Source organism: Actinophytocola sp., from assembly GCF_035712165.1.
Lineage (GTDB): Bacteria > Actinomycetota > Actinomycetes > Mycobacteriales > Pseudonocardiaceae > DASYTH01.
In genome coordinates, this window is sequence record NZ_DASTBH010000098.1 from 17,032 (window position 1) to 31,257 (window position 14,226).

Here is a 14,226-nt window from a genome sequence, read left to right on the forward strand (position 1 = left end):
AGCGGAGGATTTCCGACCATGTTCCGTCGCCGTACGCTCCTGACCGCCGCCGTGGCCGTGCCAACCGCACTGGCCACCTCGTCCGCCCTGACCGGGACCGCATCGGCGGACGGCTCGCGTGCCTTCCCCACGGAGTTCCCGCTGCCCAACGGTTTCCTCCCGGAGGGCATCGCGATCGGGCCGGGACCGTTCGCCTACTTCGGCTCCCGGGCCGACGGCCGGATCCACCGGGTCAACCTGGTCACCGGCGTCGGCCGCGACGTCAGTGCCGGCCCGGGAACCCCGTCGGTCGGCCTGAAGACCGACGAGCGCCGGATCTACGTCTCGGGTGGCCCGGCCGGCAACGCGCGGCTCATCGACCTGCGCAGCGGCACCATCCTGGCCACCTACACGTTCTCGGTCGCCCCCACGTTCATCAACGACGTCGTGCTCACCCCCGCCGTCGCCTGGTTCACCGACTCCAACAACCCGTTCCTGTTCGGGGTGCCGCGCCGTCGCCATGGCGTGCCCGGTCAGGCCGACGTGATCCGGCTCCCGCTGTCCGGCGACTACGTGCACGTGGCCGGCTTCAACGCCAACGGCATCGCGCGCACCCCGGACGGCCGTGCGCTGCTGATCGTCCAGTCCGCCACCGGCCTGCTGTTCCGGGTCGACCCGCGCACCGGCGTGGCTCGCACCGTGGATCTGGCCGGCGAGCTCCTGACCAACGGCGACGGCCTGCTCGTCGACGGCCGCACGCTGTTCGTCGTGCAGAACCAGCTCAACCGGGTCTCGGTGTTCCGCCTGGACCGCACCGGCAGCAGCGGCCGTCTCCAGGAACGCCTCACCGACCCCCGCTTCGACATCCCCACCACGGTGGCCGCCTTCGGCAACCGCCTCTACCTCCCCAACGCCCGGTTCAGCACGCCGCCGACCCCCACCACTCCCTACAACGCCGTCGCCATCAACCGCTGACCCCGGATCAGGTGGCCGAGTCCGCCCGTTCCAGCCAGGGGCGCCAACTCGCGGCGCAGTGGGCGGGCTCGGTCCAGGGTTGGGAGCAGCGGACCATGCGGGTGCCGGGGCGGTCCAGCCAACGCAGGACCGTGCTGACCTCCTCGGCCGGGGCGCCGCGCAGCGGGCCCGGGCTGGGGAGCACGGTCTCGGCAGTGGCGACGAGAGCGTCCACCACCGGCATCGGCGCCACGCCCCGGCGGGCGACGCCGGCGGAGGCCAGCCGCCCGTGCCGGACCACCGCGAACTCCCAGCCCCCGGCCGAGTCCGGCCGGGCGGCCACCAGTTCGGCGACGGCGGCCAGCGCGGCCAGCCGCTGGCCACGGTCCAGCACGCGGATCAAAGTGCGCATCCGGTCCCGGTTGAAGATCGCCTGTTCGTAGCGGCCCTCCCGGGCCAGCGCGGCCAGCCGGCCGGCGAGGTGGTGCAACGGATCCGGCCGCTGACCGGCCACCAGCAGGCTGATCGTGTCCACGATCGGCCGGTACTCCGCGACGGTCTGCCGGCCGGCGCAGGGCGCCCCGCACCGGCCCAGCTCGGCCAGCGCGCACGGCCGGCCGCTCGGCTTGCGCGCGGAGATGCGCTGGGTGCACGGCCGGATCCCGGTCGCGTCCTGCAGGGCGAGGGCGGCCTCCTCGGCCAGCTTCGGCGAGCGGAACGGCCCGAGCGCGCCGTCCCTCGGCACCCGCACCACCGACAGCCGGGGGAAGGCCTCGTCGGTCAGCGTGACCCACCAGGACTGCCGGGGATTCTTCGACCGCCGGTTGTACATCGGCTTGTGCGCGGCCAGCAGCCGCAACTCGCGCACCTCGGCCTCCAGCGGGTGCGCGCAGGTGACCGAGTCGACCCGGACCGCGAGCCGCACCATCTCGCGCAGCCGCCTGCGGGTCTCACTGGCCGTGAAGTACTGCCGGACCCGGCGGCGCAGGTCCGAGGCGGTCCCCACGTAGAGCACCTCGTCGCCGGGGCCGCGGAACAGGTACACCCCCGGCTCGTGCGGCAGATGCCGGGCCATCGCCCGCTTGCGGCGCTGCTCGGGGGTGACGTCCGGGATGTAGTCGAGCAACTCCTCCAGGGTGTGCACGCCGAGCGAGCCGACCCGCTCCAGCAGCGCGTGCAGCACGTCGACGGTGGCCTGGGCGTCCGGCAGGGCCCGGTGCACCGGGGTGGTGGCCGACCGGAACAACCCGGCCAGCGCGGCCAGCCGGCAGGTCGGCGCCTCCTCCCGGCTGAGCACCCGCCGGGCCAGCCGCACCGTGCACACCACCGCCGGCTTGGGCCAGGGGTAGCCGAGCTGCTGGCACGCCCTGCGCAGGAAGCCGATGTCGAACCCGGAGTTGTGCGCGACCAGCACCGAACCGGCGGCGAACTCCAGGAACGCCGGCAGCACCTGCTCCAGCCGAGGCGCGACGCACACCATCGCGTTGGTGATGCCGGTCAGCGAGACGACCTCCGGCGGGATGCCGCGTCCCGGGTCGACCAGGGTGGCGAACTCGCCGAGCACCTCTCCGCCGCGCACCTTGACCGCGCCGAACTCGGTGATCGTGTCGGCCTCGGCGCTGCCGCCGGTGGTCTCCAGGTCGAACACCACGAACGTGGTGGTGCGCAGCGGAGTGCCCAGCTCGTCGAAACTGAGCTGACTTCGGGCCGAGGGGACGGTGCTCATCAGCGCGCAGGCTAGGCCAGCCCACCGACAGATCCTGCGCATGCCATTTGCGCCCCCGTTAGCCTTGGGGGATGGCACCGTCGTCCCAACCGGTCGAGCCGGCGCGGCACCCGCCGGCCGAGGAGCCGGACGACGCCCCGGCCAATGTGTCCACTGTGGACTGGACCCGGCTGCCGGACGCGGTGCGCGCCCGGCTGGCCGAGTTGGGCGCGGAGGCGGTCGGTGTGCTGCCCCGGGTGGACATCCCCCAGCAGCTGCGGGCCGTTGCCCGGTTCGCGCCGGCCAAACGGGCCCGGCTCGGTGGCGGCACGATCGTGGCCAGCCTGCGCGACTCGGTGGCCTTCCGGACCGCGGTGGTGGAGTGGATCCGCGAGCACCGGCCGGCCGCGCTCGATCTGGGCGGGCCGGACCCGGTCGCGGTGGCCACCGCGGCGGTGCTGCTCGGCGAGGACACCGCCGAGCACTACCTGGAGCTGGTGTCGCGCCGGGCGTCGGACGCGAGCCTGCGCGCGGAGCGGGACACCGCCGTGGCGAAGGCGGAGCGGATCGACGCGGAGCTGCGCCGGGTGCAGGGGGAGTTGGACGCCGCGCACGGCATGGCCGACCGGGTCCGGGCCGAGGGCGAGGTCGAGCTGGAGCGGTTGCGCAAGAAGCTTCGCGAGCAGGGCGTGCGGCTGCGGGAGGCCCGGGACGAGGCCCAGCGGGCCACCACCGAGGTGGACCGGGTCAGGTCGGAGTCGGCCGCCGGACTGGCCGCGCTGACCGAGCAGCGGGACCGGGAGCGCGAGCGGGCCGAGCACGAGCGCACCAGAGCCGAGCGGGCCGAGGCGGACGCCGAGATCGCCCGGCAGTCCGCGCGGGAGGCGCGGCAGGCCGACGAGGTGCGCCTGGCCCTGCTGGTGGACACGCTGGACGGCGCGGTCACCGGGTTACGGCGGGAGCTGGCACTGGGTGGTTCCGGTCCGCGGCCGGCGGACATGGTTCGGGGCGCCACCGCCGCGCAGGGCGTGGTCGGCCGGGTGGAGGATCCGGCCGCGCTGGACCGGCTGCTCGCCCTGCCGTCCGTTCACCTCGTGGTGGACGGCTACAACGTCACCAAGACCGGCTATCCGGAGCTGTCCCTGTCCGATCAGCGCGACCGGCTGGTCCGCCAGCTCGCGGCGCTGGCCGCGCGCACGTCGGCCGAGGTGACGTTGGTTTTCGACGGCGCGGGTGTGGTGGCCGTGCCCACCGCGGCGCCGCGTGGGGTCCGGGTGCTGTTCAGCGACCCCGGCGTGCTGGCCGACGACGTGATCCGGGCCCTGGTCACCGCCGAGCCGGAGGGCCGGCCGGTGGTGGTGGTCACCTCCGACCGTGCGGTGGCCGACTCGGTACGCAGGCGGGGCGCCCACCCGGTGCCGTCCGCGGTCCTGTTGGCCCGCCTCGGCCGCGTTTGACCCGTTCCGGCACCGCGACCGCGCTGCGCCGCCGCACAGCCCTTCCAGGCCCCCAGCGCGGCCTGTGTCGGCCGGCTCGGTCAGCCACCGCCTGACCTGGTCGTTCGCCGGTGGTTCGAACGTGTGACCGAGAATGTCGGTGGTCGGTTCTAGCCTGCGTCACGGATGTTGTACCCGCTGCGAAGGAGGCAACCGATGTCGACTCTGATCGTGGACTGCGATACCTGCGTGGTGCGTGGGCTCGCCTGCGAGGACTGTGTGGTCAGCGTGCTGCTGGGCGCGCCGCCGGCGGTCGAGCTCGACCCGTTCGAGCGCCGGGCGATCGACGTGCTCGCCGGTGCCGGTCTGATACCGCGACTACGACTGGTGCCGGAAGAGCGAACCGCCTAGTGATCGTTACGCCCGATCGGGTCGATTCGGCAGTCTCCGAGCCATGACACGCCCGGCTGAACAACTTGCGTCGGTAAGCGGTCGTCTGACATCGGCGAACGGCACACGACCAGGTGAAGAGGGGTATGGCGACGGTCACACCGCGAAGTTGACGCTGCTCCATTGGTGGACCACCGGACACTTAGCGCCTTTTTTCACGAGTGCGGTAGACGAGATGTCTCACGTTTCGTAACCTGTCCGAGATCTCGCGGGCCGATAGCCGTCAACCCCGAGGCGGCAACGCGAGATCGCCGCTGATTCGGCCTTGTCGGGAGGCTGGACCGCTCATCCCCACGGTGGGTGGGGCCTGTGCTCCGGCGCGGGTACTTCCCGTCAGCGGTTCTACACGAATGGAGACACCCGCGACGTGGCGTCGCATCATCGAATGAAGCGCGCAGTCCGTGGAGGCCTCAGCATCTCCGCCGTCATGACGGCGTTGGTGAGCTTCTCCCCCGCACCGGCACTAGCGCAGCCAGCAGCCCCCCCGCCCCCGACCAACGTTTCGGACGCGCTCAAGCAGTACCAGGACCTGGCCGCGCAGGCCTCGAAAGCCAACGAGGACCTGCTCGCCGCGAAGAACGACCTCGCCACCAAACAGGCCGACCTCGACAAGGCGACGGCCGACCTGGCCGCCGCTCAGCAGAACGAGGTCACGGCCAAGGCCGACGAGGAGAAGTTCCGCGGCTCGGTCGACGCGCTCGCCAGCGCCGCCTTCCAGGGCACCCGGTTCACCAACCTGTCTGCCCTGCTCAGCGGCGGGGACCAGCAGGACTTCCTGGACCGGGCCTCAGCGCTGAACGTGCTCGCCGCCGAGAACAAGGTCATCCTCGACAAGTACACCGGTGCCGTCGAACTGGCCGCCAAGTCGCGCGACCAGGCCATCGACGCGCAGAACCGGTCGCAGGAGGCCAAGACCAAGGCCGAGACGCTGGCCACCGAGATCAACAAGACCAAGGTTGACCTCGACGCCCGCGTCTCGGAGGCGGAGAAGGCCTACAACCGCCTGTCCGGCAAGGACAAGCAGGACCTGCAGGGTCCCGTCGACAACGGGGTCTACCTGGCGCCGGCGGGCCTGGCGCATGACGTGGTCCAGCTTGCGCTGGACCAGGTCGGCGACGCGTACGTCTACGGCGCGGCCGGACCGAACCAGTTCGACTGCTCCGGTCTGACCATGTACGCCTACCGGGCGGCGGGCGTCGGCCTGCCGCACTCCAGCCGGAGTCAGTACACCTTCGGCAAGCCGGTCGCCTCTGGCGAGTGGGTTGCCGGTGACCTGCTGTTCTACGGTGGCAGCGCCGGCAGCATCCACCACGTCGGTATGTACATCGGCAACGGGAAGATGGTGCACGCCTCCACCTCCGGTGTGCCGGTGAAGGTCGTCGACGCCCCGCGCGGCGGTGGCGGCGACTACCTCGGCGCCCGGCGGATCCTCGGCTAACCAGCGCGACATCCACGAATCGGGCCCGGTGCACGCACCGGGCCCGATTTCGTTTCCCATAACATCGACCGGTGACCGGGAGAGCGCGGCTGCGCGCGGGGCTGGGCGTGGCCGTCGCCGTCGCCCTGGCGGGCGGGCTCACCCTGGTGTCGCGGCCGGCCGGCCAGACCGCCGCCCCGCCGCCGGCCGCCCCGAGCCAGGGCCGCCCGCTCGGCGCGGTGCCGCCGGCCACGCCGTCGACGACCGCGTCCGACCGGTCCCGGACCGAACACGTCGGCGCGCTGCTGCGGACCCGGGCGCAGGCCCTGCGCGACCGGGACGAGCCGGCCTTCCTGGCCACCCTGGACCCGGGTGCGGACGCCGAGTTCACCACGCGCCAGCGGGCGATGTTCGCCAACCTGGCCGGCGTCGGGCTCGACGTGTGGGAGTACGCGCTGTCGCCCGAGGACTCCCTGGACGTGTCCGCGCTGCCGAAGGGAGCCGGCACCGACGAGCTGTGGGCGCCGGCGGTGGAGCTGCGCTATGCGCTGCGCGGGGCCGACCTGGTCCCGACCAGCCGGACCATGGGCTACCTGTTCGCCCGTGCCGGCGAGCGCTGGTACCTGCGTTCGGACACCGCGCTGGACGGCCTCGGCCGCCGGTCCTGGCGTGGACCGTGGGACTTCGGGCCGTGTGTGGTGCGCACCACGGCCAACGGCATCGTGCTGGCCCATCCCGGCAACGACCCGATGGTGCAGCGGCTGGTCCGGGAGCTGGACTCGTCGGTGGCCGAGGTGCGCGAGCTGTGGGGCGACGCCTGGTCGCAGCGCGTGGCGCTGTTGCTGCCGGACTCGGCCGACGAGATGCGCGCCCTGGTCGGCGCCGGGTTCCCGGTCGAGTCGGTGGTGGCCGTCGCGGTGGCCGACCGGGTCGACTCGGCCCGGCACACCGTGGCCGGCCAGCGGGTCGTGCTGAGCCCGACCGGCGCCAAGGCGCTGTCCGCGGCCTCCCTGCGGGTGGTGCTGCGACACGAGATCCTGCACGTGGCGGCCCGGGCCGAGACGGTGGACGGCTCGCCGATGTGGCTGCTCGAGGGGTTCGCCGACTACGTCGGCTACCGGCACAGCGGGATCAGCCTGCGGCAGGGTGCGCCGGACCTGGTCACCCTGGTCCGGCGGGACGGCCCGCCCCGGGCGCTGCCCGAGGACAAGGACTTCCGGACCTCCGGCCGCGAGCTGGACCTCGCCTACCAGCAGGCCTGGTCGGTGGCCCGGTTCATCGCCGAGCGGCAGGGCGAGCCCAAGCTGGTGGCGCTCTACCGCAAGCTCGCCGGCGCCGGGACGGTGTCCGCGGCCGAGACCGACGAACTGCTGCGCTCGGTACTCGGCTGGGACCGGGCCGCGCTGGTCCAGGCCTGGCGCGCGTACCTACGCGACACGTTGGGGTGAACCCGCCGGTAGGGTGCGTGGGTGCCGAGAACCTTGGTGGTGACCAACGACTTCCCGCCCCGACCAGGCGGTATCCAGTCGTACCTGCACGCGCTCGCGACCCGGCTGCCCGCGCACGACCTGGTCGTCTACGCACCGTCCTGGGAGGGCCACACCGGATCGCACGCCAGGTTCGACGCCGACCAGCCGTTCGACGTGGTGCGCCACCCCGGCACGCTGATGCTGCCCACCCCGGCCGTCGCCCGCCGGGCGCGGGAGATCATCCGGTCCGAGGGATGCGAGGCGGTGTGGTTCGGGGCCGCGGCCCCGCTGGCCCTGCTCGCTCCGGCGCTGCGCCGGGCGGGCGTCCGGCGGATCGTGGCCAGCACGCATGGCCACGAGGTCGGCTGGTCCATGCTGCCGGGCACCCGGCAGGCGCTGCGCCGGATCGGTTCGACCACCGACGTGGTCACCTACGTCAGCCGGTACACCCGGTCCCGGTTCGCCTCGGCGTTCGGCCCGATGGCCGCGCTGGAGCACCTGCCGTCCGGAGTGGACACCGACCAGTTCCAGCCGGATCCCTTGGCGCGCAAGGAACTCCGGGACCGCTACGGGCTCGGCGACCGCCCGGTGGTGGTCTGCGTCTCCCGGCTGTGGCCGCGCAAGGGCCAGGACATGCTGATCCGGGCGCTGCCGCTGATCCGGCGGCAGGTGCCGGAGGCGGCGCTGCTGCTGGTCGGGGGCGGCCCGTACCAGGCCCGGCTCCAGGCCATGGCGGAGCAGTTGGACGTCGCCCCGCACGTGGTGTTCACCGGCCGGGTGCCGTGGGAGGAGTTGCCCGCGCACTACGTGATCGGGGACGTGTTCGCCATGCCGTGCCGCACGCACGGGCGGGGCCTGGACGTCGAAGGCCTGGGCATCGTGTTCCTGGAGGCCTCGGCGTCCGGCCTGCCGGTGGTGGCCGGCCGGTCCGGCGGCGCCCCGGAGACCGTGCTGCCCGGGGTGACCGGGCAGGTGCTGGACGGGCGTGACCTGACCGCGCTGGTGGACACGATCGGTGGTCTGCTGGCCGACCCGGACCGCGCCGTTCTGATGGGCGAGGCGGGCCGGCGCTGGGTCTCCGAGCACTGGCGCTGGGACGGCATCGCCGGCCGCCTGGCCGAACTGCTTTAACCGGTCGCCCAGGTGGCGACGGTGGAGAAGTCCTCCTCCGGTCCGGGCGGTGGCGCCGGGGGCGGGACGGTGAGCAGGTCCAGCAGGGGCTCGCCGGCGACCGGTTCGAGGAGCGCGACGCCCTCGCGCAGCGCCGCCGCGGCCGCCTCGCTGGTGAGCCGGAAGATCTCGGCGGCGAGCCGGTCGGCGGGCAGCCGGAGCGACTCGGCGGTCAGCCGCACCGCGGTGATCATGCCGTCCAGGTTGACCTCGACCTCGACACCGGTCTCACCGGCCGCGCGGGCGGTGATCCGGGCCAGCCGCTCGAACACCCGGTAGGCCCGGTCGTCCAACTCGGCGCTGGCCGCGATCAGCTCGTCGAGCGAGAGGGCCGCGAGGTCCATCACACCCTCCAGGTCGCCGGGGTGGTGGCCTCGGCCTGTTCGGCGCGGTCGGCGTCGCCCGCCATCCGCAGCCGGGTCAGCGCCTCGCCCAACTCGTGCCGGGTGCGCTGGTTGGCCAGCGCGGTGGCCTCGGCCACCGCGTCGACGATCGTCTCGGCCAGCCCGGCCGCGCCGAGCGCGCGGGCCCGGTCGGACAGCGTGAGCGCCGCCAGCGCCCCGCCCGGATGCACCTCGACCACGACGGCGTCACCGTGCCGGCGCGCGGTTGCGGTGATCCTCATCGTGGGTGGACCCCGCCGTAACGAGGGATCCCGGTGGTTGCGGTCGGCGCTGGTGCTCGTCATCGGGGATGCACTCCGCCGTAAAACGTCGAGGGGGACAGCGTGTGGGTGACCCGCTGGACGCGGTCGCTGGAGTTGCCCTCGATCAACGTGACCGTGTTGCCGTGCACGCTCTCCACGATCCCGATGTGCGTGCTGGTGCTGGTGCTCTGCGGCCCGGTGCCGAACAGCAGCACGTCGCCCGGCCGGGCCTGACCGAGGTGGCCGCTGCCGTAGGCCAGACCGTGCCGCTGGCCCCACCGGTACACGTCGCCGGTGAACGGCAGGATCGGAATGTCCACACCGGACTTGCGCCACACCCAGGTGGCGAACGAGGAACACCAGGCGGCCGGGGGTCCGTACTTGTTCCGGTTGCCCGGACCCTCGTGGTAGCCGAGCTGGCTCCGGGCCACCTTCTTGACCTTGTTGGTCAGCCCGGACCGGGTCGTGGGCGCTCCGCCGGGCTTGCGTGGCTCGCGAGCCGGCCGGCGGGTCCCGCCGGCGCGCCGGCGCGCCCGGGTCGGGTCCACGATCCCGTCGTGCTCGATCGCGCGTTCCAGCGACCGCAGCTCGCCCGCGGACTCGCGGAGCTGGTGGCGCACGGTGGCGACATGCTTCGCCGACTCGGCGGTGTAGCCGCGGACCAGGTCCACCACCTGGCCGACCGCCCGCACCAGGGCCGCCTGCGCACCGGCGCCGCGCACCGCGAGCCCGGCGTCGAGCGCCTGCGCCGCCTTGGTCGTGTACTCCTCGACCAGGTGCGCGACCGCCCGATGGCCGCCGTCGATGCTGCTGGCCGCGGTGGCCACGACGGCCGCGCCGCGCTGCGCCGAGTCGGCCGTGACGTCCAGCGAGCGGGTCACCCGCCGGGCCCGCCGGTCGAACGCGCTGGCGTTGCTGCCCTCCCAGTGGCTGGTGGCGGTGGCCGCGTCGCGGTGGTGGGCGTCGCGATGCTCGGTGATCGCCCGGGCCGCGGTGGTGAACGCCACCTGCGCCCGCAGCGCGTCCTCGGCCTTGCCGGCCAACCGGTTGCGGTGCTCGATGAGCTGCCCGGCGACCTGGCGCGCGATGAGTCTGGTGTCCACGGCGGCTTCCCTACTGGAGGAGGTCGAGGAGGGTCTCGGCGAGCTCCTCGTCCTGGCGGCGGTAGTTGCGGGCGGTCCGGGCGACCGCGTCGCTGAGCTTGTCCGCGTTCCCGGCCACGCCGTCGACCTGATGTTCGAGCGCGGCGGCGAAGTGGTTTAGCGCGGCGGCGAAGCCGGTTTCCTTGCCGATCCGGCCGAAGCTGTCCTCGGCGATCGTGCGGACCGCGCCGACCTCGTGCCGGGCCAGCCGGTGCAGCTCCTCGGCGAGCTGCCTGGTGTGCCGGACGTAGCCGGTCAGCTCGGTGGTGCCGACGCGCAGGTTGGTGGGTTCTTCATGCACACCGGCAACGATCGCCGGACCCGAACGCCGGCGGCCAGCGCCGGTGCACGGGCGGGCAGCGGGTTTGCTCAGACGGAGTGGACGGCGACGCCGATGCCGCGGAAGAAATGCCGCAGGCGGGGGTCGGGCGGCTCCCCGGCACAGACGACGGCGGTGCACCGGCCGCCGAGCGCGGCCCGAACCTTGGGGTAGACCAGCCGGCCCGCGGCCAGATGCTTGGTCACCAGCCCGATGCCCGGCCCGGCGCCTTCGACCGCCTGTCCGAAGTCGACCGCGACCGTGGCGGCCGCGTCGAACAGCCGGGCCCGGTCCTCGGCGACGGCCCGGCGCCGGGCCGTCTCGTAGATCTCGGCGAGCAGGGCCGGTTCGGCCCCCACCACGGTCGGGCGCTACATGCCGAGGTTGGCGTCCGGGCTCAGGGCCAGCGTGGTGCGGGTGTACACGCCGCACAGGGCGAGCATCCGGGCGGCGGGCCGGTCCACCGGCACCCGGATCAGCATCGACACCCCGGCGCCGAACAACCGCGGGTGGCGCCGCACGGTCGTGCGCACCGCGCCGAGCAACCCGCGGTGCGTGTCGTCGGCCGTCGCCGGGTCGCCGGCCCGGACCGCGAGCCGGCGGGCGTGCACCTCCCGGTCGGTCACCTTCTGGCCGTCCCGGGCGAGCCGGTCCGGGTCGGCGGGCGGGCCCGGCACGCTCACGCAGCCGGCGGTCCAGATCGCGAACTGGGCGACGGCCCACTCGTAGCCGGTGCCGCCGAGCGGGACCCGCTCGCCCGGCTGCCTTCCGGCCGCGAGGAGCCCGCGCGCGACGGAGAGCACCTCGGCGGCGAACTCGCGGGTGGTGACGTCCAGCCAGCCGTCCGGCTCCTGGCGCCGGAAGCACACCGCGTCCCCGAACCGCTCAGCATTGGCCCAGACCATGTCGGTCAGGCTCTCGTTGTCGGTGACCGCAACGCCGATGCTCGACACGTCTGAACAACCTATCGACCCGGCGCATGAGAGGCTGCGGGGGTGCCCGATGTGGATCTGGTCGACGAGACGTTCCTCGTGGCGCCGCCCAAGGTGGTGGCCGCGGTGTTCGCCGAGCCGGACGCCTGGCGCCGGTTCTGGCCCGATCTTCGGCTCGAGGTCTACGCCGACCGCGGCGACGAGGGCCTGCGCTGGACCATCCAGGGCGCGCTGACCGGCACCATGGAGGTCTGGCTGGAGCCGGTGCTGGACGGCACGGTGCTGCACTACTTCCTGCGGGCCGACCTCGGCGCCGGCCCGCGCCGGCCCCGGGATCTGCGCCGGGAGCGGGTCCGCAGGGCGCTGGCCGCGAAGTCACTCGCGCTCGGCCTGAAGAGCAGGCTGGAGGTCGGCCGGCGGCCCGGCTGCCCGCCCGAGCTGACGTAGGGTCTGCGGGTGCGGGTTCACCTGGTGTCCGACGTGCACGGCAACGTTGAGGCGCTGGCCCGCGCCGGGGACGGGGCCGACGCGCTGTTCGTGCTCGGCGACCTGATCGACTTCGTGAACTACCACGATCATTCGGGCGGGATCCTCGGCACGATCTTCGGGTCGGAGAAGGTCGCGGTGTTCGCCCGGCTGCGCCGGGAGCGCCGGCACGCGGAGATCTCGGCGTACGCCACCTCGTTGTGGGAGAGCCTGGCCGACCCCGCTGCGGTGGTCGAGGAGGCGGTCCGCGAGCAGTACCGCAAGCTGTTCGCGGTGCTGTCCGCGCCGACCTACGCCACCCCGGGCAACGTGGACGTCCCCGAACTGTGGACCGAGTACGCCGGCAGCAACGTCGCGATCCTGGACGGGGAGACCGTTGAGCTCGGCGGGCTGCGGTTCGGTTTCGTCGGCGGGGCGTTGCTGCCGCGCACCGCGACCCGCCGCCGGCGCGGCGGCGGGTTCCGGCCGTACCTGCGCACCGAGGAGGAGTACACCGCCGCGGTGCGCCGGCTGGACCGGGTCGACGTGGTGTGCACCCACATTCCGCCGGATGTGCCGGAGCTGACCTACGACGTGCTGGCCCGCCGGAGGGAGCTGGGTTCCACCGGGTTGCTCGAACTGGTCCGCACCACGGCGCCGCGCTGGTCGCTGTTCGGCCATGTGCACCAGCCGCTCGCGTCCCGGATGCGGCTGGGTCGCACGGAGTGCGCCAACGTCGGGCATTTCCAGCGCGCCGAGCGTCCGTACGTTCTGCGCTGGTGAATGGGGGGTAACCTGCCCCGCATGGCCGACGAGTCCACCCAGTCCATCGTGGTAGCCGCTGCCCCTCCGGCGATCATGGCTGTGATCGCTGACTTTCCGGCGTATCCGGAGTGGGCGAACGCGGTGAAGGAGACCGAGGTGCTGGAGACCGGCGCGGACGGAAACCCCAGCCAGGTCCGGTTCACTTTGGACGCCGGGCCGTTCAAGGACGTCTACACGCTGTCCTACAAGTGGGCCGACGACGGGCTGTCGGTGAACTGGAATCTGGTCAAGGGACAGATGCAGCGCGCCCAGACCGGGACCTACCAGCTCACCCCCGAGGGCGACCAGACGCGGGTGACCTACACGCTTTCGGTTCAGCTCGTGGTGCCGATGATCGGTCTGTTCCGCCGCAAGGCCGAGAAGATGATCATGGACACCGCGCTCAAGGAGCTCAAGCGCCGCGTCGAGGAAAGCTAGCCGGGATTGCGCATCCTGCTGTTCACCGGCAAGGGCGGGGTGGGAAAGACCACTCTCGCCGCGGCGACGGCCGTCCGGCTGGCCGACGCCGGCCGCAAGGCCCTGGTCGTGTCCACCGACCCGGCCCACTCGCTGGCCGACGCGTTCGGCGCCGCACTGACCGGTGAACCGTCCGAAGTGGACACCTGCCTGTTCGCGGCGCACGTGGACGCCCGCCGGCTCGCCGACCGGTCCTGGCCGCGGTTGCGGGACCGGCTGCGCTCGGTGCTGGCCGGCGCCGGCATGGCCGAGCTGGACGCCGAGGAGCTGACCGTGCTGCCCGGCGTGGACGAGCTGCTGGCGCTGACCGAGGTGGCCCGGCTGGCCGACGCCGGCCCGTGGGAGGCGGTCGTGGTCGACTGCGGGCCGACCGCGGAGACCCTGCGGCTGTTCGCGCTGCCCGAGGCGGTCGCCGGCTACGTCGGCCGGATCATGCCCGACGCGGGCGGCGCCCTGGCCCGGCTCGCCGAGCACCTGGGGACGCTGCGCGCGCTGCTGGCCGACCCGCAGACCGCCGGCGTGCGGCTGGTGCTCACCCCCGAACGGATGGTGCTGGCCGAGACCCGGCGCACGCTCACCGCGCTCGCGCTGCGCGGCATCCACGTCGACGCCCTGCTGGCCAACCGGCTGGTGCCGCGCGGGCGGGGCTGGCCCGGACCGGCGGCGCGCTGGCTGCGCACCCGGCGGGCCGAGCAGGACGCGGTGCTCGCCGAGCTGGCCGCCTCCACCCCGCTCGCGTTGCGCCGGGTCGAGCACCGGGCCGCCGAGCCGGTGGGGCTGCCGGCCCTGCGCGAACTGGCCGAGGAGCTCTATGCCGGCGCCGACCCCCTGGAGCGGGCCGGCGAGCCGGCCCCGCTGCTG

General features: G+C 73.5%; 17 protein-coding genes. 10 read left to right on the forward strand and 7 right to left on the reverse strand.

Going from position 1 to position 14,226, the window contains the following annotated elements:
* Window positions 1-18: 18 nt before the first annotated feature.
* Entirely contained in the window at window positions 19-954 is a 936-nt protein-coding gene (locus VFO68_RS05135; protein WP_325156984.1) for a superoxide dismutase, read from the forward strand.
* 7 nt (window positions 955-961) lie between these two features.
* Here the strand turns inward: VFO68_RS05135 and VFO68_RS05140 are convergent, their stop codons facing one another.
* The gene (locus VFO68_RS05140; RefSeq protein WP_325156985.1) at window positions 962-2,659 is read right to left on the reverse strand and encodes a DEDD exonuclease domain-containing protein; all 1,698 of its coding nucleotides are present in this window, start codon (window positions 2,657-2,659) and stop codon (window positions 962-964) included.
* 71 nt (window positions 2,660-2,730) lie between these two features.
* On the opposite strand from VFO68_RS05140, the gene VFO68_RS05145 reads away from it, so the two are divergent.
* From VFO68_RS05145 to VFO68_RS05165, 5 genes are all read left to right on the forward strand, one after another.
* Window positions 2,731-4,095, forward strand: coding sequence for an NYN domain-containing protein (locus VFO68_RS05145; protein ID WP_325156986.1), 1,365 nt, complete (start codon window positions 2,731-2,733; stop codon window positions 4,093-4,095).
* A 165-nt stretch (window positions 4,096-4,260) separates the two neighbouring features.
* Window positions 4,261-4,485: a hypothetical protein gene (locus VFO68_RS05150; protein ID WP_414635462.1), complete on the forward strand. Its 225-nt coding sequence runs from the start codon at window positions 4,261-4,263 to the stop codon at window positions 4,483-4,485.
* A 466-nt stretch (window positions 4,486-4,951) separates the two neighbouring features.
* Window positions 4,952-5,962 (forward strand): C40 family peptidase, encoded by a 1,011-nt coding sequence (locus tag VFO68_RS05155; protein WP_325156988.1) that lies wholly within the window; start codon window positions 4,952-4,954, stop codon window positions 5,960-5,962.
* A 71-nt stretch (window positions 5,963-6,033) separates the two neighbouring features.
* Entirely contained in the window at window positions 6,034-7,389 is a 1,356-nt protein-coding gene (locus tag VFO68_RS05160) for a hypothetical protein (RefSeq protein WP_325156989.1), read from the forward strand.
* A 21-nt stretch (window positions 7,390-7,410) separates the two neighbouring features.
* Window positions 7,411-8,541, forward strand: a complete 1,131-nt coding sequence (locus VFO68_RS05165) for a glycosyltransferase family 4 protein (protein ID WP_325156990.1) — start codon at window positions 7,411-7,413, stop codon at window positions 8,539-8,541.
* Here the strand turns inward: VFO68_RS05165 and VFO68_RS05170 are convergent.
* The 6 genes from VFO68_RS05170 to VFO68_RS05195 all read right to left on the reverse strand — a co-directional run bounded on the left by VFO68_RS05170 (window position 8,538) and on the right by VFO68_RS05195 (window position 11,640).
* The gene (locus VFO68_RS05170; RefSeq protein ID WP_325156991.1) at window positions 8,538-8,924 is read right to left on the reverse strand and encodes a hypothetical protein; all 387 of its coding nucleotides are present in this window, start codon (window positions 8,922-8,924) and stop codon (window positions 8,538-8,540) included. The genes VFO68_RS05165 and VFO68_RS05170 overlap by 4 nt on opposite strands.
* Window positions 8,924-9,205, reverse strand: coding sequence for a hypothetical protein (locus VFO68_RS05175; protein WP_325156992.1), 282 nt, complete (start codon window positions 9,203-9,205; stop codon window positions 8,924-8,926). The genes VFO68_RS05170 and VFO68_RS05175 overlap by 1 nt, the downstream gene beginning before the upstream one ends.
* A 59-nt stretch (window positions 9,206-9,264) precedes the next feature.
* Window positions 9,265-10,329, reverse strand: coding sequence for a CHAP domain-containing protein (locus VFO68_RS05180; RefSeq protein ID WP_325156993.1), 1,065 nt, complete (start codon window positions 10,327-10,329; stop codon window positions 9,265-9,267).
* A gap of 10 nt (window positions 10,330-10,339) precedes the next feature.
* The gene (locus VFO68_RS05185) at window positions 10,340-10,669 is read right to left on the reverse strand and encodes a type VII secretion target (RefSeq protein ID WP_325156994.1); all 330 of its coding nucleotides are present in this window, start codon (window positions 10,667-10,669) and stop codon (window positions 10,340-10,342) included.
* A gap of 68 nt (window positions 10,670-10,737) precedes the next feature.
* Window positions 10,738-11,049, reverse strand: a complete 312-nt coding sequence (locus tag VFO68_RS05190; RefSeq protein WP_325156995.1) for a hypothetical protein — start codon at window positions 11,047-11,049, stop codon at window positions 10,738-10,740.
* Window positions 11,050-11,058: 9 nt separating this feature from the next.
* On the reverse strand, window positions 11,059-11,640 hold the full coding sequence (locus VFO68_RS05195; protein ID WP_325156996.1) for an AMP-binding protein: 582 nt from the start codon (window positions 11,638-11,640) through the stop codon (window positions 11,059-11,061).
* Window positions 11,641-11,682: 42 nt separating this feature from the next.
* On the opposite strand from VFO68_RS05195, the gene VFO68_RS05200 reads away from it, so the two are divergent.
* The 4 genes from VFO68_RS05200 to VFO68_RS05215 form a co-directional block, all read left to right on the forward strand.
* A complete protein-coding gene (locus VFO68_RS05200) occupies window positions 11,683-12,066 on the forward strand; it encodes a polyketide cyclase / dehydrase and lipid transport (protein WP_325156997.1) in 384 nt (127 codons plus the stop codon).
* 9 nt (window positions 12,067-12,075) lie between these two features.
* A complete protein-coding gene (locus tag VFO68_RS05205) occupies window positions 12,076-12,867 on the forward strand; it encodes a metallophosphoesterase family protein (RefSeq protein ID WP_325156998.1) in 792 nt (263 codons plus the stop codon).
* Between the two features lie 21 nt (window positions 12,868-12,888).
* Window positions 12,889-13,326 (forward strand): SRPBCC family protein, encoded by a 438-nt coding sequence (locus tag VFO68_RS05210; protein ID WP_325156999.1) that lies wholly within the window; start codon window positions 12,889-12,891, stop codon window positions 13,324-13,326.
* Window positions 13,327-13,332: 6 nt separating this feature from the next.
* On the forward strand, window positions 13,333-14,226 hold an 894-nt coding region (locus VFO68_RS05215), incomplete at its 3' end, for an ArsA family ATPase (RefSeq protein WP_325157000.1).